Genomic DNA, 20,293 nt, shown 5'->3' on the forward strand with positions numbered 1-20,293 from the left:
TTTAGCTTTCAAAAAACTCAGCACAATTGAAACAGATTAATCAGCAGGAATCATTCATCAAATTGTTTGCAAATTGTATTGCAGATCCTTCTGCGATAGATGTCGGGGATGCAAAAATTTTAGAGAAAGCCCTGGAAAAATTTCCCTATTGTCAGGTATTAAATCTCTGTTATAGCCGTTCCTTATCACTTTCAGGCTCCGAAAACCTGAAGAAACAATTGAGTTACACAGCTTTATCAATTCCTGAAAGAAAAATTCTTTATACTATCCTGAATGAACCTGAAAAATTAAAGGAGCATGAAAAATTAAAATATATTGAATCTGTATTATTTGCGGAACAGGATTCGGAGGACGAAGGGATACATGGTATTGAAAGTATAAACTACTTTAATGAAGAGAAATTAAATGCGGATGAAGGGGAAATTGTTGTAGAAACAATCCCGAAAGAGCCTAGTATTCAGCCAATTGAAGAAGATTCATGGTCTGCTAAGATAGAAACCGAGGCTGAAAAGGAAATAACAACAGAACCTGAAAAAGAAGAACACCCGATTGAGGAAGACGTTTGGACAGCGAAAATAGAAACGGCTCCCGAAAATGAAGTCCCAACGGATGCTGAGACAGAAAAACAGACAATTGATGAAGGAATCACTTCTGAAAAAGCAGAAGATCCTATAAAAGAAGAGAAGGAAACAATAGCTGAGCCTGAGCAGCCAAGTGCTATTGTGAATAAAAATCAGGAAGAAGAATCTTCTTTATTGGGTGATATCTTCAATACGATTAATCAAAGCGCTATTCCATTTGAAGATCCTGCAAAGGAAGAAACAAAAGCAGAGCCGGTTTTCAGTGCTGAAAAGGAAAAAGAAATAAAGCCTGCCGGAGAGATCAAAACTAATCCAGTAGAAGCTGAAGAACCCTCAACTGAAGAAACAGACCGCACTGAAAAAGCAGAAGTAGAAACAGATCAGGAAGTATCCAGGTACAACGATGATAAAATGCCCTATTCCTTTTTATGGTGGTTGCAAAAAACCCGAATGGAGCATGCAGGGACATATCAGCCTTATGCTGATTTCAGATTAGATACTAATCAGAATATTAAAATAAGTTCTGTAGATCAGTTGAGCAGTCAGATCATTGAGAATATATTCCACTTACAATCACCATTGGAGCAGGTTGAAAACGCACCCAGAACTGTTCCATTCCAGGTTAAACGTAAGGAGGATTCCATTCTTGAGAAATTTATCAAGGAGGAGCCACAGATCAGACCACCCGATTCTCAAAAATTGGATACCGAGAACAAAGCAAGGAAAAGTGCGGAAGACCCGAACGATCTGGTTTCAGAAACACTGGCAAATATCTATGCAGATCAGATGCTGTATGAAAAAGCCATCGCTACTTACAAAAAATTAAGTTTGAAAGTTCCGGAAAAAAGCACGTACTTTGCCGACCAAATTCGTGAATTAGAAAAGAAAGTAAATTAATAGATATGTTGTATACAGTTATTATCCTGGCGATCATTGTTTGTGTTTTGTTAGTCCTGATCATTTTGATCCAAAACCCTAAAGGAGGTGGTTTATCCTCAGGATTTGCGGGCTCAAATAATATTATGGGCGTTCAGCGCACAGGCGATTTTCTGGAAAAAGGCACTTGGGTTCTTGCAGTATCCTTGATGGTTCTGGCCTTAATGGTTAATGTTGTAGTTCCACGTGGTGGAGTAGTTGACCAGGAAATGAATGATATTCAAAATCAGATCAATAAGCCTGCTGCTCCGGTTGCCGCACCATCAGGTCTTTCTTTACCAACAGACAGCACTAAAAAATAAATAAGCATTTTAGAAAAACGCCACCTGATCGGTGGCTTTTTTTTTGCATCAGGCTGACATTTTACTGACAGCTTGACACCGATATATTGACAAGAAAGAGGCTTGGATTATCAAATAATGAAAATTTGACAAGAAATGTATCCTAAGGCTATTTGGCATAATTCGTGTCAACAAAACAGTACAAACATTCAATCAATTTAATTTATTATATCAATATGGCATTAAATATCAAACCTAGCGCAGACCGGGTAGTTATAGAAGCTGCACCGGCTGAAGAAAAAACGGCCTCCGGACTTTACATTCCTGATACTGCAAAAGAAAAACCTCAAAAAGGTACTGTTGTAGCTGTTGGACCAGGCAAATATGCAGAACAAACCGGCAATTTAATCCCTATGGCTTATAAAGTAGGAGATGTTGTATTATACGGTAAGTATGCTGGAACAGAGATCTCTCATGAAGGTAAAGAATATCTTATCATGCGTGAATCTGATATTTTTGCAACATTATAACGAAGTCGGAAGTCGGAAGTCAGAAGTCAGAAGTCAGAAGTCAGACATCAGACATCAGACATCAGATCACATACCTCATACCTCGAATCTAAATTTAATTGAAAACCAGAGTTTGATAAAAACATTAGTTTGAATTAACTCTAACATCTAAAATCTTTAAACAATGTCAAAACAAGTTAAATACAATGTTGAAGCGCGCGATGCTCTGAAAAGAGGCGTGGATATCCTTGCCAATGCAGTAAAAGTAACTCTTGGACCAAAAGGCCGTAACGTAATTATCGATAAGAAATTTGGTTCACCTGCAATCACTAAAGATGGTGTTACAGTTGCCAAAGAAATTGAATTAAAAGACGCCCTTGAAAACATGGGTGCACAGATGGTAAAAGAAGTTGCCTCTAAAACAGCTGATCAGGCTGGAGATGGTACTACTACTGCTACAGTTTTAGCTCAGGCAATCGTAACTGCCGGAATTAAGAATGTTGCTGCCGGTGCAAATCCAATGGATCTGAAACGTGGTATTGACAAAGCGGTATCGGCTGTTGTTGCTAATTTGAAAAAACAATCACAGTCTGTTGGCGAAGACAATAAAAAAATTAAGCAGGTTGCTTCAATCTCTGCAAACAATGATGAAGTGATTGGTACCCTGATCGCTGACGCAATGGCGAAAGTTGGAAAAGATGGTGTAATCACTGTTGAAGAAGCAAAAGGTACCGAAACTGAAATGAAAACAGTTGAGGGTATGCAGTTCGACCGTGGATACTTATCTCCATACTTCGTAACCAATGCTGATAAAATGGAAGTTGAACTGGATAATCCTTATATCCTGATCTACGACAAGAAGATTTCTTCAATGAAAGAACTTCTTCCGGTTCTTGAAAAACAAGTTCAAACCGGAAAACCATTATTGATCATTGCTGAAGATCTTGACGGTGAAGCATTAGCTACCCTGGTAGTTAACAAAATCCGTGGTTCACTGAAAGTGGCTGCTGTTAAAGCTCCTGGATTTGGTGATCGCCGTAAAGCTATGCTTGAAGATATCGCAATCCTTACCGGTGGTACAGTTATCTCTGAAGAAAGAGGTTATAAATTAGAGAATGCAGACCTTACTTATTTAGGTCAGGCAGAAAAAGTAGTTGTTGATAAAGATAATACGATCGTAATTAATGGAGCAGGTAAAACTGCTGATATTAAAGCACGTGTTAGCCAGATCAAAGCTCAGGTTGAAACAACTACCTCTGATTACGATAAAGAAAAATTACAGGAACGTTTAGCGAAACTATCAGGTGGTGTTGCCGTACTTTATGTTGGTGCTGCTACTGAAGTTGAAATGAAAGAGAAAAAAGACAGAGTTGACGATGCTTTACATGCAACCCGTGCAGCGGTTGAAGAAGGAATTGTTGCCGGTGGCGGTGTTGCTTTCATCCGTGCTGTTGATGCTTTAAAAGATCTTAAAGGTGATAATGAAGACGAAAATACAGGTATCGCGATTATCAGACGTGCTATCGAAGAGCCATTACGTCAAATCTGCCAAAACGCAGGTATTGAAGGTTCTATCGTAGTTCAAAAGGTGAAAGAAGGTAAAGCTGATTTTGGATATAATGCACGTACTGATGTTTACGAAAATCTGATCGGTGCAGGTGTAATCGATCCAACTAAGGTTGGTCGTATTGCATTGGAAAATGCAGCTTCAATTGCAGCCATGCTGTTAACAACTGAGGTTGTATTGGCTGATGATCCTGAAGAAGATAAAGGTGGTGCTCATATGCCTCCAATGGGTGGCGGCGGTATGGGTGGAATGATGTAATCAGAAGCCCTCATAGGTCAATATAAAAAATCCTTCCTGATTAATCGGGAAGGATTTTTTTTGTTAAAGTTTTTTCAGGAGAATCATATACCAATAAATATATGTTAATTTTCTAAGAAAACCCTCTCCTAACCCGCTAAGCACATTTTGCACAATTAATTAAATCATTTGGAACAATTATTGCATCCCAATGGTTTACAATAATAATGTCCTGAAATTCTGAGCCAATACTTTTATGTTAGTGATGGAAAAACAAAAAAAAACGAAAGGATCTGCTATCAAGGTAGTTACACCCATCTATCAAGCTGACAATAAAAAACTGGCTACTAAATTAAAACTCGCTAATATCGAAATTGCATTTCAAAATGGAGAAAAAGAGAAAAGAGCAGATGAGCTGATTATTGCCAATAAGGAGCTCGCCTACCAGGATCAAGAAAAAGAAAAACGGGCAGCTGAACTGATCATCGCAAACAAAGAACTTCTTTTACGGGACAAAGAAAGTGAGAAAAAAGCTGACACATTAATTATAGCAAACATTGAACTCGCCTATCAGAATCAAGAAAAAGAAAAGAGAGCTGAAGAACTGATTATCGCAAACAAAGAACTTGTATTCCAGAACCAGGAAAAAGAAAAGAGAGCTGAAGAGCTGATTATCGCAAACAAGGAACTTGCATTTCAAAACGAGGAAAAAGAAAAAAGAGCATCCGAACTAATTCTTGCAAATACTGAGCTGAAAAAAGCCGAAGAATCTCACAAAGAATATATTCTGGGACTTGAAGAGATCATCTTTATTACATCCCATAAAGTCAGGCAACCTATCACACAAATACAGGGAATTTCAAGCCTGCTTAATGAAACCATTGTTACACAGGAAGAAATAAAAGAAATTATCCAATTTTTAAAAGAACCAATCAAGTCGTTAGATGCTTTTACAAGGGAACTTACAACCTATTTATGCCAGCTTCAGTCCAAACTAGAGCACAAAAATGATGAAGACATCTAGTTAATCATCTTAATACTAATCATTTAAATCTCCATTTGGAACAAATCCGAAATACGCCTCTTCAGTTTCTCCTTTACTTCGTTAATATCAACCGGATGACCCAGCTCCCTTTCCATTGAAGTAACATCCTTATCATCTATTCCACAGGGGACAATATTTTTAAAATAAGACAGATCTGTATTAACATTGAACGCAAGTCCGTGCATGGTTACCCAGCGGCTGCACCTAACACCCATTGCGCAGATCTTTCTCGCACGCTCATTATCCGCATCCAGCCAAACACCGGTATAACCTTCATACCTGCCGCTTTGTATTCCATAATCAGCCAGTGTAAGTATCACAGCTTCTTCAAGAGTGCGCAGATACAGGTGGATATCAGTAAAAAAATTATCAAGGTCAAGTATTGGATAAGCAACAATCTGTCCCGGACCATGATAAGTAATATCCCCCCCCCGGTTAATTTTATAAAAAGTTGCCTGTTTATTCGTTAATCCGGCTTCATTGAGGAGTAAATTTTCTGGCTTACCACTTTTTCCGAGTGTATAAACATGAGGATGTTCGACGAAAATGAGATGGTTAATAACCGGATAATCCGTATTGTTATTTCTATTCTGTGTTTTTGCCTGAACCGTTTCTGCAAAAACCTGCTCCTGCCTGTCCCAGGCCTGCTGGTAATCAAGCAAACCCCAATCCTGAAATATAACCTTCTTATTCTTCATTATCATCTGCAACAAATCCGATCATATACCCATCAAATTTCTCGTAATGCACTTTGAATTGCCTATGCCGGTTACCCGTATTAAGCATGGCATCAAAAGATCCACTGCCTTCATATTCAAAGGGCTCAAGCTTTATATGCTCCAGAAAACTAATATTCCTTTTACCATGAAGCTTATAAATAGCCTCTTTTGCACACCAGGTTACGTATAGCTGATCAATCCGATCTTTATCCTGAATAAAATCAAGCTCCTCCTTACTCAGGAACTTGTGGGCTATTCGTTCGATCTTATCTTTAACAAGTTCGATGTCTATTCCTACTGCCTTACTCTTACTAACCATCACGGCAGCATAATCATAAGAATGGCTCAGGGAAATATGGTGGGGGAAATTACTTAAATAAGGTTTACCACTTGAATCTACCTTGCAGTCAATATAATTATCAGTATCCATCATCCTGCGAAGCAGAACACGGGTGCTGAGCCAATGCATATTACGTTTGCCGTTAATCAGCGTATCCAGATAAGATAATTCATGTTCCTTCAACTGTAACTGAGCCAGCAATTCATCTGCACTTTCTTCGATCTTCCAGATTGCAAAAGATGTATTGCGGTCAATTTCCCGATGGTAAGCAAGAGCCATTCTTAAAAATAAAATACCTGCAAAACTATCTCAAATTAATCATAATTTAGGCTAAATCTTATGCTTATTTATGATACTTTCTGATAAACTCATTCTGGAAGAAATTGAAAGAGGAAATATAATTATTGAACCCTTCAAAAAGGAGTGCTTAGGTACCAATTCTTATGATGTTCATCTGGGGAAATACCTGGCAACATACAGAACCAGGGTTCTCGATGCTAAACTTCATAATGAGATCGATCATTATGAGATTCCTAAGGATGGTTTTGTACTTCAACCCAACACCTTGTATCTTGGAGTTACTCTGGAATATACTGAAACTCACAGGCATGTGCCATTTCTGGAAGGAAAATCAAGTACCGGCAGACTTGGAATAGACATCCATGCAACCGCCGGAAAAGGGGATGTGGGTTTCTGTAATACCTGGACCCTGGAAATATCATGTACACAACCGGTTAAGATTTATGCCGGTATGCCTATCGGACAATTAATCTATTTTGTAGTTGATGGCGATGTGGAGACCATGTACAATACGAAACTCAATGCCAAATACAACAATAAGACCACAAAACCCGTTGAAAGTATGATGTGGAAGAATTCCTTCTGAGCATCAGCAGGAAAATAAATCGTATATTATACATAGTTAAGCCTCAATTTAAAAACTGAGGCTTAAATTTTTACTGGCACCAATTTTTCTGGTTGAACCAGGCTTACAATTGTACCGGCATTAGATTTTTTATTCAGGACAATCTTTATGAAAAAATATTTCATTATCATATTTTCTATATTATTCTCAGCAACAATGTTGGGATTTATCATTGATGATGAGCCCCTGAAGAAGATTCTTACTCAGATAGAAAAATACAGACTGAAATACCCGCAGGAGAAGGTCCATTTGCATCTTGACAAACCTTATTATGCAATTGGTGATAATATCTGGTTTAAAGCATACGTGGTTAACGCTGAGAAAAATGAATTGTCTACCCTGAGCAGGATCTTATATGTAGAATTGATCAACGACAAGGATTCAATTAAGAAGTCTCTGAAAATTCCATTGGAATTGGGATTAACCTGGGGGGATTTTGCGCTTACTGACTCACTGAGAGAAGGTAATTACCGAATACGGGCATATACTACATGGATGCGAAATTTTGGAGAAGAATACTTCTTTGATAAAACCATTACCATAGGTAATTCTATTTCTAATAGTGTGTTAACTCAGGTTGACTATTCTTACAGCAAAGATCCGCGCGGACAAAAAGTATTAGCCAAAATCAATTATAGCGATATGGCCGGCCAGCCGCTCGCTAATAAAGAGGTTAGCTATTATGTTGAACTGGATTTCAGAAGTATTTTGAAAGGAAAAGGCATTACTGATGCAATGGGAAATCTTCAGGTCAGTTTTGTAAACAACCAGCCTTTCATATTAAAGTCTGGAAGAATCAGTACAACTATCCGTCTGGATGATAAGAACAGTGCTAATAAAAACTTTCCGGTAAAATCAACATCCAATGAATCTGTTGTTCAGTTCTTTCCCGAAAGCGGGGATCTGGTGAATGGACTCAGTTCAAGAATTGGATTTAAGGCGGTGAGTTCAGACGGACTTGGAATCAATGTCAGTGGTTATATCAGCAATCAAAATAATGTCCGAATGGCTGATTTTAAATCGGAACATGCAGGAATGGGCCACGTTAGATTAATACCTGAAATTACTGATAACTATGCTGCACATATTATTTTTGAAGATGGGTCAGAAAAGACTTATCCCCTGCCAAAGGTAAAAGCGAGCGGATATGTTTTATCCGTGAGTAACACCGATACGGATGAGCTCAAAATCAGGGTGTCAACAACTGAAACCGCCAAACCTGATGAAGAAATTACCCTTATTGCGCAAAGCAACGGTCAGGTACATTTTGTTTCAAAAAATAGACTCACTTCAAAAACCTTCAATGCAAGCATCCCGAAAAAGCGTTTTCCAACCGGAATACTTCAGTTAACACTCTTTTCTGCTCAAAATGAGCCCGTTGCAGAGCGGCTTGTATTTATAAATCATTCTGACTTTTTGCAAATTGAGCTTAGCAGCGACAAGCAGGAGTATAAAAAAAGGGAGAAAGTCAAATTGACCCTGGACACAAGAGACCCTGAGGGTAAACCTACACTCGGGAGTTTTTCTATTGCGATTCTGGATGAATCAAAAGTGCCCTTTAATGAGGCTGATGAAACTACTATAATGTCAAACCTTCTGCTCAGTTCAGATTTGAAAGGTTTTATTGAACAGCCCAATTATTATTTTGATGAAATAAATGAAGATAAGATCAGGCAGCTTGATATCTTATTGCTCACGCAGGGCTGGCGGCGGTTTGAATGGAAAAATATGCTGTCAGACAATTATCCCACCCTGGTTTATCAGCCCGAAACCAATTTGCAGGTGAGTGGCAAGGTAACTACAATGACAGGCAAGCCTGTAATCGGGGGGAAGGTTACCTTATTCTCCGCATCTGGAAACGTTTTTATGCTGGACACAATTACTAATGTAAACGGAGAATTCAGATTTGATAACCTGATTTTTAATGATAGCACGAAATTCGTAATCCAGGCAAGAAATGAAAAAGACCGAAAAAATGTAGAAATTTTGCTTGACAGGATTCCACCACAATTGGTTACAAAAAACAAAAACGAAGCCATGCTAGAGGTAAACGTTAACCGCTCCATGCTTCCCTACCTGAAGAATAGTCGCACCCAGTTCGATGAACTCAGGAGATATGGTGTAATTAGCAGAAATATCCTTCTTGATGAGGTAAAAATAGTTGAACGAAAACAGGAAGTAAAATACTCCTCGAATCTGAATGGACCGGGAAGGGCTGATGCGGTAATCAAGGCTGACCAGCTTCAGAATTGTTATGATCTTGCGATATGCCTGCAGGGAAGAGTTGCCGGTTTAATTATCAGGGATGGCATGGCCTATCTGATGAGAAATATGGGCTCTTCATTCAGAGGGCCGATACCTATGCAGGTAGTTGTGGATGGGGCCTTTTTGGGTCCTGAATTTCTATCAGTCATTAACGTACAGGATGTGGAAACCGTTGAAGTGCTCAAAAGCGGTGCAAACAGTGCTATTTATGGCTCAATGGGCGGAGGTGGTGTACTCATCATAACTACCAAACGGGGTGATAATAACAATAATTACAGGTCTTATTCGCCCGGAATAATGAGTTATAAACCTCAGGGATTCTTTAAGGCAAGGGAGTTTTATTCACCCAACTATGCAGATCCTGCGATTAATGCCAAGATTCCTGATCTGCGGACTACTATTTACTGGAATCCAAATGTTATAAGTGATACTACAGGTAAAGCAACTATTGAATTCTTCAATTCTGATGGAGCAGGTAATTATAAAGCAATTGTTGAAGGGATAAATATCAATGGATCGATAGGAAGAAAGGTTTTCAGATATAGCGTCAAATAGAAAGATGAATACAATAAAAATCAGGATTAAAGATAAAATTGCCGTGCTTTCGCTGGATCGCGGTCGTTCAAATGCTATAAATTCAGAAATGGTTTCTGAACTGCATCAAATGATAAGAAATATCGAAAATGATGATTCTATCGCCGGACTTATTCTAACCGGAAAAGATGGTTTCTTTTCAGCAGGACTGGATCTTATCGAATTATATGGTTATGATGAAGATCAGATCAAAGAATTTTGGGTAGAATTTTTAAGCCTGGTTACCTTGATGGTTTCATTCAAGAAACCCATGATCGCTGCAATCAGCGGACACAGTCCGGCAGGTGGCTGTGTTTTGGCAATTTGCTGTGATTACCGGGTAATGGCCGAAGGAAAGTTTATCATCGGATTGAATGAAGTACCTGTAGGTATCATTGTCCCTGAAAGTATTTTCCATCTTTATGCATTCTGGCTTGGAAATGCTCCAGCCTATCGTGCTTTGCTTGAAGGCAAGTTGATGAATACTCAGGAAGCATTGAGTGCCGGGCTGGTCGACGAGGTTGTAAGCCCTGAGAGTATCCTGCATGCCGCTGAGCGTAAAATGCTGACATACATACAGCTTGAACGTAAAACCTGGCAACAAAGCAAAATGAATATACGAGAAGAACTCCTTAAAAAGGTAAGCGCTGATCAGACTGAAATGCTTGGGCATATGCTTGAACAATGGTGGTCGCCGTCAACACGTTCGATATTAAAAACAATCATTCAAAATCTTCAACAAAAATCTTCCTGATATGTATAATGAACCCATGTTACGTGATGATGCCCTGAGCGGAAAAACGATCATTGTTACCGGTGGCGGAACAGGTTTAGGCAGGGCTATGAGCACTTATTTTCTTAAACTAGGTGCCAACGTGGTAATCACAAGCCGCAAGATGGATGTTCTTGAAAAAACTGCTGCCGAGATGCAGGAAGAAGCATCTGCCGATGGCAGGGAACTTAAGGCAAAAGTACTTCCCCTTAAATGTGACATTCGCAAACCTGAAGAGGTTGATGAGGTTTTAAAGAAAACACTTGAAACTTTTGGTCAGGTGAATGGTTTACTAAATAATGCAGCAGGAAACTTTATTTCTCCAACGGAAAGACTCTCTCCAAATGCATTTTCAACTATCATTGATATCGTTTTAAAAGGTACAGCTAATTGCACAATGGCTGTTGGAAAACACTGGATCAAAGAGAAACAAGCCGGAGCAATATTAAACATTGTAACAACCTACGCATTCACAGGCTCAGGATATGTAGTTCCATCGGCCTGCGCAAAAGGAGGTGTTTTAGCCATGACCCGTTCTCTTGCAGCAGAGTGGGGTAAATATGGCATCCGAAATAATGCAATTGCCCCAGGTCCTTTCCCAACAAAAGGAGCATGGGACAGGTTACTTCCCGGCGATATGGCAAAAAAATTCGATTTCAAAAACCGGGTACCTCTAAAACGGGTTGGTGATCATCAGGAACTGGCAAATCTGGCTGCATTCATGATGTCAGATTTTTCGGGATATATCAATGGAGAAGTGATCACTATTGATGGAGGAGAATGGCTCCAGGGAGCTGGGCAATTCAACGGACTTGAAGCAATTACACCTGAAATGTGGGATATGCTTGAAATGATGACCCGATCGGCCAAAGGAAGTTAATTTCACTCAGGAATATATGCAGAGACGTTTTAATATTTCTTCCGGAGCCGTTTGGGAAGATCTGGTGGGCTATAGCAGAGCCGTAAGAATTGGAAATATCATTGAAGTTTCAGGAACCACCGCGGTTGATGGAGATAAGCTGATCGGAAAAGATGACCTGTACGCTCAGACAAAATTTATTCTCCTAAAAGTGGAAAAAGCCTTGCAGGAGGCCGGAGCCCAAATGACTGATGTAGTACGAACACGCATGTATGTAACAGATATCAGCAGATGGGAAGAAGCCGGAAAAGCGCATGCTGAATTTTTCGATGTTATAAAACCGGCAACAACTATGGTTGAGGTAAGCCGCCTGATCCATCCTGATTTACTCATAGAAATTGAGGTATCGGCAATTATTCAATAATATACTTATTAAAATATTCATTCTGTAATCGGTATCCATTCTGTATTTTTGTAAAATGGGAACACAGGTACAGGAAGAAACACTAACGCTTGAGGAGGTTTTAGCAGCGTTAAAAGTTAATCATCGCCTGATTCTGTGGAATGATGATACCAATACTTTTGAGCACGTTATTCATTGCCTCGTAAAATACCTCGACTATACTGAAAAACAGGCTGAAAGAATCGCCTGGACAGTCCATAATGACGGGAAATGCACAATCCTTGAAGGTTCATTTACTGAAGTTGAAGTTTACCGTAAAATACTTCAGCAGGAAGGCTTAACTGTTAGTGTTGAATAGAAAACAGAAATCCAGGTCTTATTGCTTAACATCTTCCCATCCTTCAAATCCCTCAAAAATAGCACTTTGGGGTTGAGCTCGAATTCCTGGTAGAAAATCTGAAATTAAGCACAATTTCATGTGATCCCCTTTCAACAGCTGCCAGTCTTGAGGTTGTAAAATCGTATGAATATCCTAACTGCAGATTTGGACTTAACTGTATCTCAGCAAGCAGATCCACTGAATCCATAGAGCGTAATGAAGCCCCAAGCCAGAGTGTTTCTTTAAAAAGGAAATTCGCATTCAAATCTATCTGAACAGGAGAACCGTTTACATATTTAATAAGTATATTTGGTTTGAACTTAATATCAGCTCCCAGATCCATCAGGTATCCACCCTGTAGTAAATAATGCGGTTTGTATGCCGTGGCAGATTGCTTTGCTGTACCTAAATCCCTGTAATAAAAAAAAGGTGATGAAAGACCGGCATAAAATTTCTGCGAGAACAGCATTAATCCAAATCCAAGATTCGCCCTCAGGGAATTCTGATCAGCAAAAACAGGATCCTGAGCTGCTGTAGGACTCCCGGACTGGCTATATTGTCCCACATACTTTCCCAGTCCACCATTCAATCCCAGAGAAAAGTAAGTATTATCCCCAACAGCAATCTTATGAGCTACCGTACCTAAAAAGCCATTCTCACTAATTACTTCACCAATCTGATCTCTCATAAATATTATGCCTGCTGATGTTCCTGATTGATTTATCGGGCTATGAACAGAAATAGTTTGTGTATTCGGAGCACCTTTAAATCCCACCCATTGCTGTCTTGCAAGTGCTGTGACATTAATTGCATCATCTATTGAGGAATATGCCGGATTGATCATTAATCCGTTAAACATATATTGTGTAAACATCGCCTTCTGCTGAGCAAAAACAGAAGTTGTACCACTGATGAAAAGCAGCAATGCAAGTAAAACAACTCTGATCTCCTGCGACTGGAATTTCATTGATTCGGCTTTTAGCGATTGTTCTGACCCTGACCTTAATTATACCCTTTAGCAATTGGAAGAAAAAACAATTGCATTATTTCAACCAACATTAAATTCAGGGCCGAAATATGGATTCTTGTACGTTAAACAAGGTATATAGTTACGATTCTCCAATATTGATGCCAATCCTCACCTAATTTTAACCCTGACTTAAATCCTTGAATTTTTTCTTAATTTGTCTGCCTGAGTCGAAAATTTCATTTGCTACATTTTAATTTCAAAGACATGTTTTTCTACTTATCAAAGGTCCTTACCTTCCTGATCTCACCAACAGTCATCATCATAGGTGTTTTGATTATAGCATTGATCATTAATAAACCAGCCCTGCGAAGAAAATTGCTCATCGCTTCTTTGGGCTTACTTCTTTTCTTCAGCAACCCATTTATAATTAATCAATTACTTAAATATTGGGAACTGAAAAGCAGCATGAATGACAAGAAGATTTACGATACCGGCGTAATTCTCAGTGGTTTCATGACCAGGGATAAAGAAAGCGGCAGTCTTAGTTTTGGAGAGGGTGCAGACAGGCTGACGGAGGGTTTAATACAATATAGAAAAGGCCGGATAAAAACAATAATAATTAGTGGGGGTAGCGGAAGTATGGTAGATGATACGCGTGAGTCAACACTCGCCAAAGCATTTTTAATAGAAAATTGCAATGTACCTGACTCCGTAGTTATTATTGACTCAGTATCGAGAAATACCTACGAAAATGCTGTTGAATCTAAAAAAATCATGAATGCAGCAGGATTAAGATCCGCTATCATGATTACTTCGGCATGGCATATGAGAAGAGCAGAAGGATGCTTTAAGAAAGTTGGTTTGGATGTTGATGTACACCCAATTGATGGCATGTACCATGGTCAGGGTTTTACTCCATCTGATCTATTTATCCCAAATACCAGCAATATTGTTCGATGGGAAAACCTTATGCATGAGATTGCAGGGATTATAATCTATAAATTACAGGGATATAATTAATTTGAAGGGATAGGAAGTTATTATTTAGACATCCGTTTCCTCAATTGTACCAGCCCCTCGTTATTTACACTGTAAACCTGCTCATCACTGCTTATAAAGACCATAAACTGATGTGTACCTGCTTCCATCCAAAGCTTGTTTTCTTTCCCTTCAATAGGAAATATCAGTTCAGTTATCCCCAACATAGACAGATCGGATGCGTATACCCTATTTTTTTGATAATAATCCTGCTGCAAATAATAAACATACCAGAGATGCTTCTTTTGCTCTTCACTGTAAGGGATAGTAAATGAATTTTTAGAATCTCCGGATACTTGTTTGCTGAAATGCAGATAAGCCCAGCGCTCAGGAAAATGCATATTTATCACACCCTGCGAAGACCAGACCCAATTGTATTCGGGTAGATTCCTGCCATCAGCTCCTTTCAATTTGATATATTTTCCATCTTTCACTTCAGTTTTCCATTCCACTCTCGAAAAATTAATCCTCCAGAAATCACCATCAACTGGCACTTTAGCAGAATTAGCGATACTTACTGCCCAAAATGGAATAAACATCTCAAGAGTCCAGCCCTTATCAATATCTGATGGATTATTTATTGTTCCCTGAACATCCACTGCCCATTTCACACCGGGAGCATTATACGTGATCATTGCTCCGCTGCCATTACGGTATGGTTTAGTCATGAACAAATCGAACATAGTATTTAAGGCATTTACCTCGAACTCATAATAACGGTGAGTATCATTGTCGGGATCAATAAATACTTCAAAATCATTGTCATAAAAAACGATATCATCATAATTCTTTAAATATGCCCAAACATGAGGCTCCATGAGTTCAGCGGCAATATATAAACCTTTGCTATCCCAGGTCATCTTTGCTCTGGTATTCCAGATTGGAAGTGGTTTTCTTTCAGCTTGAATATCCTTGAAATTTTCTGTCCATTCCACATTTTTCCAAACCTTATCATCCAGTTTACCATCGATTTTTGGTGACTCGGAATTAAAGAATACGGTATATTTCTTTGGGGTAGATAATAAATCCTCCTTTCCTGCAAATTTAGGCTGTGCCTTAGCAGAAGATATAGTCATTAAAGTCAGAAGACCTGAAAACAGCAAATAAAATTTATTTTCAGGATAAAAAATTTTGATGTCCATATTTTAACTCTACAAATTTGAGAATTGGAAATTAAGAAGATTTTTGATGATTCAGAACTATAACGAAATATATGAATCATTCTAAACAATTGTGGGTATCCCATTAATAAGAATAAAATACCTGAACCAAGGCTGCCAAAAAACTGATGTTCAAGCTTGTATAATTTTCACTCTTCTTGCTTTTTAATATCTTCGCAGTTCAGAACCAATTTTAAACAATCTTAAATTCATGAAAAAATCAATTAAGCTTTTAGCTATAGTTCTATTATTTTCAGGGAGCATAACATACGCCCAAAATAATGATCCGGTTGTACAAGGGATTATTAAAGAAGCAAGTGAAAACTCACAATTGAAGAAACTTGCCCATGAGCTGACCGATGGAATTGGCCCAAGGCTTGTTGGAACACCGCAAATGAAACAAGCCCACGATTGGGCGGTTGCAAAATATGAAAGCTGGGGAATTCCTGCAAAAAATGAGAAATGGGGAGAATGGCGCGGATGGGAACGAGGTATAACTCATATTGATATGATTCACCCACGTACTGAATCGCTTGAGGGAATGCAGCTTGCATGGAGTGCTTCAACCCATGGTAAAACTGTTACTGCAGAAACAATTATTCTGGCCGACCTTCCCGACTCTATTGCATTTCAAAACTGGTTACCTAATGTAAAAGGTAAATTCGTAATGATTTCTATGCAACAGCCTACAGGAAGAGATGACAGAAACTGGGAAGAGTTTGCTACCAAAGAATCACTTGAAAAAATGAAGGTCGAGCGTACTGCTGCAGTAAATGCATGGCGCAACCGTCTTAGCAAAACCGGACTTAGTCCGAAAGCATTGGCAATAGCCCTTGAAAATGCGGGAGCCGCAGGTATTTTTGCCTCCAACTGGTCTGCAGGCTTTGGAGTAAATAAAATATTTGGTGCTCAAAGTACAAAGATCCCAACCATTGACGTTTCTCTTGAAGATTACGGAATGCTGTACCGTCTAACAGAATCAGGTGTTACTCCTAAGATTAACTTACGTGCCGACTCAAAACAACTGGGAATGGTACCCGTTTTCAATACGATAGCTGAAATCAAAGGCACTGAAAAAGCGGATGAGTATGTAGTACTCTCTGCACATTTCGATTCATGGGATGGCGGCACAGGCGCTACAGATAATGCTACCGGAACAATAACCATGCTTGAAGCAATGAGAATCCTCAAAAAAGTTTATCCGAATCCAAAGAGGACTATTCTTGTTGGGCATTGGGGTAGTGAAGAACAAGGATTAAATGGATCCAGAGCATTCGTTGAGGACCACCCGGATATCGTCCGGAATATTCAGGCTTTGTTCAATCAGGATAACGGAACCGGAAGGGTTGTTGATCTTTCGGGTCAGGGATTTTTACACGCTTACAGTTATTTAGGCAAATGGTTACAGGCAGTACCTGATGAAATCAGATCAGAGATTAAAACTAACTTCCCCGGCACTCCCGGTGGTGGCGGATCTGATTATGCATCTTTCGTAGCTGCAGGTGTTCCTGCATTTTCATTAAGCTCCTTAAGCTGGGCTTATAGAACTTATACCTGGCATACCAACCGTGATACTTACGATAAGATTGTATTTGATGATGTTCAGAAAAATGCAATTCTAACAGCAATAATGGCCTACAAAGCAAGTGAAGATCCAACACCGGCATCCCGCGAAAAAAGTATTCTCCCTGTTAGTCAAAGAACCGGCCAGCCAATATCATGGCCTGCACAACGCAGCCCAACTCGTAAGGGTGGTGTAAATTAAATAAGCTGTTCGACATGTTCTGCAGGGCATGTCGAATACTTAGATAAGGGTGGATTTTTAATCCACATATTCACAAAAATACCAGGTCAAGTAGTCCTTTTCTAGTTCCATAATAATCACCACAACTACTATACAAATATTCCTCTTCTTTTTCGACCAGAAATGCGCGTACAGGATTTAGATGAATGTAATTTAATTTGACAATAAAAAAATCCTCCGAATAAATTTCCTCACCATGATACCCTTCTTCCCAAAACCATATATTGCCATCCTTATTTAGCAACCATAACATCCATTTTTTACGACTTTCCGCTGGATTTTGCTTAATGGCTTCATAAATTTTTTTGGATGTATATTTCTTCAGATCTCTGATAATATCACTTAAGTTTGATTTCCTACTGCTTAAAACCATATGAAAATGGTTACTCATTATCACCCATGAGTGAACCTCTAAGCCCTTATGCTGCTGACAATATCTAATACTATCAAGTAAAATATTAACATATTCTGCTCTTGTAAAAACATCAACCCATTGATGTACCGTACATGTTATAAAGTGCGGGGCATGTTGATTTTTAATTGTATAACTTAATCCCATAATCGAATATGGAAATTAATTACAGGGGCTATGTACTACTGTATTGATCTAATTAGTTAACGGTTTATTTTTGAAATCTTTCGATAAAAATTCATAAAATTCAAGCGGGTTTCAAACCCGCTTTATCTGTTAATTCGACATGCCCTGCGGAACATGTCGAACAGCTTATCGATTATAATACCAGTAAACCCTTTTGCCTCAAACTATTTATTGCCTTTCCATACCAAAATGGTTCAAAATCTACTTCTAAGTAAGTTTCAAAATCCATTTTTGCCTTTTTAAAGGTCATCAGTTCTGCATTTTCAGGACCTGCAAGAGTCAGAAATTTAATCAGCCAATCAGCCTGATCTATTTCGACCTGAATGCTAAAACTCCCCTTCTTTTCAAAGAATTTTAACCCGGCCATTTCCCATTGCCTGCCCTTTTTACTTTTTGTAAAATAATCGATTACAGGCTTTGTCCCGAGCCAAACTATTTTTGCATCAGGTTTAAGCAGGAATGACTCTTCCTTAGAAAGAGACTTTATAATAAATTCAGGATCAACCTTCGTCTTTGGTACCTTATGTTCAAACCATTCCTGCAAAGGGTAATCAAAACAGATTCCATGCATGTAATTAAACAATGACTTCTTTAAACCATAACTAAAGAGTTCATGATCAGTTCCACTTTTATCAATGTGAACTATATCATTATTTGCAAAGCTGCCACTTGTACTACAGGCTTTTTCAGCTTTGAACTTTTCGGGATACATCCCCACCGGACTATGAGCTGTCATCGCAAACTGATGCCAGAATGCCGACTGAAGAACTCCTGACTCAAACATTTGTCTTACCATTTCCAATGAATCGATGGTCTCTTGAGCAGATTGGGTTGGGAAACCATACATCAGATAAGCGTGAACCATAATCCCTGCTTCGGTAAAATTATGACAGACTCTGGCTACCTGCTCAACTGTTACACCTTTTTGGATCAGCTCCAACAGGCGATCGGATGCCACTTCGAGTCCGCCGGATATTGCGATACAGCCTGAAGCTTTTAACAGTAAACAAAGATTCCTTGTAAAACTCTTCTCAAAACGAATGTTTGTCCACCAGGTTACAGTCAGTTTTCTCCTGATAATCTCTAAAGCAAGTGATCGCATTAAGGCGGGTGGTGCAGCTTCATCGACAAAATGAAACCCCCGCTCACCAGTTTGTGCTATCATTTCCTCCATCCTGTCGCAGAGCAGACCGGCCGCAACAGGCTCATAAACTTTAATATAGTCAAGTGAAATATCACAAAATGTACATTTCCCCCAATAGCAGCCATGGGCCATTGTCAGCTTGTTCCACCTCCCGTCGCTCCACATACGGTGCATTGGGTTGACCACCTCAATAACCGAAATATATTTATCAAGCAGCAGATCACTGTAATCAGGTGTACCTACATCAACTTGCTTATAATCAGGACAAATACTGCCATTGCAATACTTCAGCTTTGAATCGACAATTGCAAAAGTCCGTTTCAGCTCATTCAGACCACGCTTCCCATCTAAATATTCACAAAGATGCTCCATTGGAGCTTCCCCATCATCCAAACAGATAAAATCGAAGAATTCGAATACCCTGACATCTGAAACTGAACGTAATTCGGTATTCGGGAAACCACCACCCATTGCGACCTTAACTCCGGGATAATGCAATTTCAGCCATTGGGCAATCCTAAAAGCAGAATAAAGATTACCAGGAAAAGGAACTGAGAGCGACACAAGCTCAGGTTTCAACTTCGTAATGCTCTCTTCCAGAATACGCAAAAGGATTCCGTCGATATAGGTATTATCAAGTTGTAATGCTGCGTATAATTCATCAAAACTGGATGCAGAACGTCCCATACGCTCAGCATATCTGCTGAATCCAAAATGGGGATCAATACACTCAACAATCAGATCAGAAATATCCTCAAGGTATAGGGTTGCCAGGTGCTTTGCCTTATCCTGGGTACCCATAGTACCGAATGCCCAGTCTATATCTTCCAACTGACTAAATCGTGAAGCTTCCGGAAGAAAATCCTCCTGACAAATCAGGTGTGAAAGCGTTGGATTATGGCCCTGCAAGAATGATGTTACAGCATCAATGGTGTTGATATAATGTGCTTTGAGAGCAATTATTCGCCTTGAATTTTCTGAAATAGTATCTGTGTATATGATCTGATTGAACAAGTCTTCCAATCCGGGGCTTGAAAATAACTTCAGAATAACTTCAATTCCAAGATCAGCCTGATATGATGAAATGTTTTTCGTATTAAGGAAACCCTTTAGATATGCCGTAGCAGGGTATGGCGTATTCAACTGTGTAAAGGGTGGGGTTAGTAAAAATACCTTCGTTGCCAAATC

The 20,293-nt window shown here is 39.1% G+C and carries 19 protein-coding genes; 13 read left to right on the top strand and 6 right to left on the bottom strand.

Annotated features, from left to right (window positions below; genetic code table 11):
• Window positions 1–26 precede the first annotated feature (26 nt).
• The 5 genes from Q8M41_RS10855 to Q8M41_RS10875 all read left to right on the top strand — a co-directional run bounded on the left by Q8M41_RS10855 (window position 27) and on the right by Q8M41_RS10875 (window position 5,135).
• Entirely contained in the window at window positions 27–1,478 is a 1,452-nt protein-coding gene (locus Q8M41_RS10855) for a hypothetical protein (RefSeq protein WP_305365295.1), read from the top strand.
• Between the two features lie 5 nt (window positions 1,479–1,483).
• Window positions 1,484–1,819, top strand: a complete 336-nt coding sequence (secG, locus tag Q8M41_RS10860; protein WP_305365296.1) for a preprotein translocase subunit SecG — start codon at window positions 1,484–1,486, stop codon at window positions 1,817–1,819.
• 215 nt (window positions 1,820–2,034) lie between these two features.
• On the top strand, window positions 2,035–2,328 hold the full coding sequence (groES, locus tag Q8M41_RS10865; RefSeq protein WP_305365297.1) for a co-chaperone GroES: 294 nt from the start codon (window positions 2,035–2,037) through the stop codon (window positions 2,326–2,328).
• Window positions 2,329–2,491: 163 nt separating this feature from the next.
• On the top strand, window positions 2,492–4,132 hold the full coding sequence (gene groL, locus Q8M41_RS10870) for a chaperonin GroEL (protein WP_305365298.1): 1,641 nt from the start codon (window positions 2,492–2,494) through the stop codon (window positions 4,130–4,132).
• A 244-nt stretch (window positions 4,133–4,376) separates the two neighbouring features.
• On the top strand, window positions 4,377–5,135 hold the full coding sequence (locus Q8M41_RS10875; RefSeq protein WP_305365299.1) for a diguanylate cyclase: 759 nt from the start codon (window positions 4,377–4,379) through the stop codon (window positions 5,133–5,135).
• A 23-nt stretch (window positions 5,136–5,158) separates the two neighbouring features.
• Here the strand turns inward: Q8M41_RS10875 and lipB are convergent, their stop codons facing one another.
• Both lipB and Q8M41_RS10885 read right to left on the bottom strand, forming a co-directional pair.
• Window positions 5,159–5,854: a lipoyl(octanoyl) transferase LipB gene (lipB, locus tag Q8M41_RS10880; protein ID WP_305365300.1), complete on the bottom strand. Its 696-nt coding sequence runs from the start codon at window positions 5,852–5,854 to the stop codon at window positions 5,159–5,161.
• A complete protein-coding gene (locus tag Q8M41_RS10885) occupies window positions 5,844–6,494 on the bottom strand; it encodes a 4'-phosphopantetheinyl transferase superfamily protein (RefSeq protein WP_305365301.1) in 651 nt (216 codons plus the stop codon). The genes lipB and Q8M41_RS10885 overlap by 11 nt, the downstream gene beginning before the upstream one ends.
• Before the next feature lie 70 nt (window positions 6,495–6,564).
• On the opposite strand from Q8M41_RS10885, the gene dcd reads away from it, so the two are divergent.
• The 6 genes from dcd (at window position 6,565) to Q8M41_RS10915 (ending at window position 12,370) form a co-directional block, all read left to right on the top strand.
• Entirely contained in the window at window positions 6,565–7,101 is a 537-nt protein-coding gene (gene dcd, locus Q8M41_RS10890; RefSeq protein ID WP_305365302.1) for a dCTP deaminase, read from the top strand.
• A 147-nt stretch (window positions 7,102–7,248) separates the two neighbouring features.
• On the top strand, window positions 7,249–9,960 hold the full coding sequence (locus Q8M41_RS10895) for a TonB-dependent receptor plug domain-containing protein (protein WP_305365303.1): 2,712 nt from the start codon (window positions 7,249–7,251) through the stop codon (window positions 9,958–9,960).
• 4 nt (window positions 9,961–9,964) lie between these two features.
• The gene (locus Q8M41_RS10900; RefSeq protein ID WP_305365304.1) at window positions 9,965–10,732 is read left to right on the top strand and encodes an enoyl-CoA hydratase/isomerase family protein; all 768 of its coding nucleotides are present in this window, start codon (window positions 9,965–9,967) and stop codon (window positions 10,730–10,732) included.
• A 1-nt stretch (window position 10,733) separates the two neighbouring features.
• On the top strand, window positions 10,734–11,630 hold the full coding sequence (locus tag Q8M41_RS10905) for an SDR family oxidoreductase (protein ID WP_305365305.1): 897 nt from the start codon (window positions 10,734–10,736) through the stop codon (window positions 11,628–11,630).
• 16 nt (window positions 11,631–11,646) lie between these two features.
• Window positions 11,647–12,033 carry a RidA family protein gene (locus tag Q8M41_RS10910; RefSeq protein ID WP_305365306.1) on the top strand — a complete coding sequence of 129 codons (387 nt, stop codon included), beginning with the start codon at window positions 11,647–11,649 and terminating at the stop codon, window positions 12,031–12,033.
• 55 nt (window positions 12,034–12,088) lie between these two features.
• Window positions 12,089–12,370, top strand: coding sequence for an ATP-dependent Clp protease adaptor ClpS (locus Q8M41_RS10915; RefSeq protein ID WP_305365307.1), 282 nt, complete (start codon window positions 12,089–12,091; stop codon window positions 12,368–12,370).
• A 52-nt stretch (window positions 12,371–12,422) separates the two neighbouring features.
• Here Q8M41_RS10915 and Q8M41_RS10920 read toward each other — a convergent pair whose 3' ends face one another.
• Complete coding sequence (locus Q8M41_RS10920; RefSeq protein WP_305365308.1) at window positions 12,423–13,358, bottom strand: type IX secretion system membrane protein PorP/SprF; 936 nt, start codon at window positions 13,356–13,358, stop codon at window positions 12,423–12,425.
• A 267-nt stretch (window positions 13,359–13,625) separates the two neighbouring features.
• Here Q8M41_RS10920 and Q8M41_RS10925 point away from each other — a divergent pair, with 267 nt between their 5' ends.
• On the top strand, window positions 13,626–14,381 hold the full coding sequence (locus Q8M41_RS10925; protein ID WP_305365309.1) for a YdcF family protein: 756 nt from the start codon (window positions 13,626–13,628) through the stop codon (window positions 14,379–14,381).
• A 20-nt stretch (window positions 14,382–14,401) separates the two neighbouring features.
• Here Q8M41_RS10925 and Q8M41_RS10930 read toward each other — a convergent pair whose 3' ends face one another.
• Complete coding sequence (locus Q8M41_RS10930) at window positions 14,402–15,541, bottom strand: carbohydrate-binding family 9-like protein (protein ID WP_305365310.1); 1,140 nt, start codon at window positions 15,539–15,541, stop codon at window positions 14,402–14,404.
• A 229-nt stretch (window positions 15,542–15,770) separates the two neighbouring features.
• On the opposite strand from Q8M41_RS10930, the gene Q8M41_RS10935 reads away from it, so the two are divergent.
• Window positions 15,771–17,324, top strand: coding sequence for a M20/M25/M40 family metallo-hydrolase (locus Q8M41_RS10935; protein ID WP_305365311.1), 1,554 nt, complete (start codon window positions 15,771–15,773; stop codon window positions 17,322–17,324).
• Between the two features lie 70 nt (window positions 17,325–17,394).
• Here the strand turns inward: Q8M41_RS10935 and Q8M41_RS10940 are convergent, their stop codons facing one another.
• A complete protein-coding gene (locus Q8M41_RS10940; protein ID WP_305365312.1) occupies window positions 17,395–17,922 on the bottom strand; it encodes a transposase in 528 nt (175 codons plus the stop codon).
• A 172-nt stretch (window positions 17,923–18,094) separates the two neighbouring features.
• The gene (locus Q8M41_RS10945) at window positions 18,095–20,290 is read right to left on the bottom strand and encodes a radical SAM protein (protein ID WP_305365313.1); all 2,196 of its coding nucleotides are present in this window, start codon (window positions 20,288–20,290) and stop codon (window positions 18,095–18,097) included.
• Between the last annotated feature and the right edge of the window lie 3 nt (window positions 20,291–20,293).

The organism is Daejeonella sp., assembly GCF_030684675.1.
GTDB lineage: Bacteria > Bacteroidota > Bacteroidia > Sphingobacteriales > Sphingobacteriaceae > Daejeonella.

What these genes read in the sequence shown, in the direction of transcription:
- secG (WP_305365296.1), top strand. Translation starts at nt 1,484, where the DNA reads ATGTTGTATACAGTTATTATCCTGGCGATCATTGTTTGTGTTTTGTTA.
- groES (WP_305365297.1), top strand. Translation starts at nt 2,035, where the DNA reads ATGGCATTAAATATCAAACCTAGCGCAGACCGGGTAGTTATAGAAGCT.
- groL (WP_305365298.1), top strand. Translation starts at nt 2,492, where the DNA reads ATGTCAAAACAAGTTAAATACAATGTTGAAGCGCGCGATGCTCTGAAA.
- Q8M41_RS10875 (WP_305365299.1), top strand. Translation starts at nt 4,377, where the DNA reads ATGGAAAAACAAAAAAAAACGAAAGGATCTGCTATCAAGGTAGTTACA.
- lipB (WP_305365300.1), bottom strand. Translation starts at nt 5,854, where the DNA reads ATGAAGAATAAGAAGGTTATATTTCAGGATTGGGGTTTGCTTGATTAC.
- Q8M41_RS10885 (WP_305365301.1), bottom strand. Translation starts at nt 6,494, where the DNA reads ATGGCTCTTGCTTACCATCGGGAAATTGACCGCAATACATCTTTTGCA.
- dcd (WP_305365302.1), top strand. Translation starts at nt 6,565, where the DNA reads ATGATACTTTCTGATAAACTCATTCTGGAAGAAATTGAAAGAGGAAAT.
- Q8M41_RS10895 (WP_305365303.1), top strand. Translation starts at nt 7,249, where the DNA reads ATGAAAAAATATTTCATTATCATATTTTCTATATTATTCTCAGCAACA.
- Q8M41_RS10900 (WP_305365304.1), top strand. Translation starts at nt 9,965, where the DNA reads ATGAATACAATAAAAATCAGGATTAAAGATAAAATTGCCGTGCTTTCG.
- Q8M41_RS10905 (WP_305365305.1), top strand. Translation starts at nt 10,734, where the DNA reads ATGTATAATGAACCCATGTTACGTGATGATGCCCTGAGCGGAAAAACG.
- Q8M41_RS10910 (WP_305365306.1), top strand. Translation starts at nt 11,647, where the DNA reads ATGCAGAGACGTTTTAATATTTCTTCCGGAGCCGTTTGGGAAGATCTG.
- Q8M41_RS10915 (WP_305365307.1), top strand. Translation starts at nt 12,089, where the DNA reads ATGGGAACACAGGTACAGGAAGAAACACTAACGCTTGAGGAGGTTTTA.
- Q8M41_RS10920 (WP_305365308.1), bottom strand. Translation starts at nt 13,358, where the DNA reads ATGAAATTCCAGTCGCAGGAGATCAGAGTTGTTTTACTTGCATTGCTG.
- Q8M41_RS10925 (WP_305365309.1), top strand. Translation starts at nt 13,626, where the DNA reads ATGTTTTTCTACTTATCAAAGGTCCTTACCTTCCTGATCTCACCAACA.
- Q8M41_RS10930 (WP_305365310.1), bottom strand. Translation starts at nt 15,541, where the DNA reads ATGGACATCAAAATTTTTTATCCTGAAAATAAATTTTATTTGCTGTTT.
- Q8M41_RS10935 (WP_305365311.1), top strand. Translation starts at nt 15,771, where the DNA reads ATGAAAAAATCAATTAAGCTTTTAGCTATAGTTCTATTATTTTCAGGG.
- Q8M41_RS10940 (WP_305365312.1), bottom strand. Translation starts at nt 17,922, where the DNA reads ATGGGATTAAGTTATACAATTAAAAATCAACATGCCCCGCACTTTATA.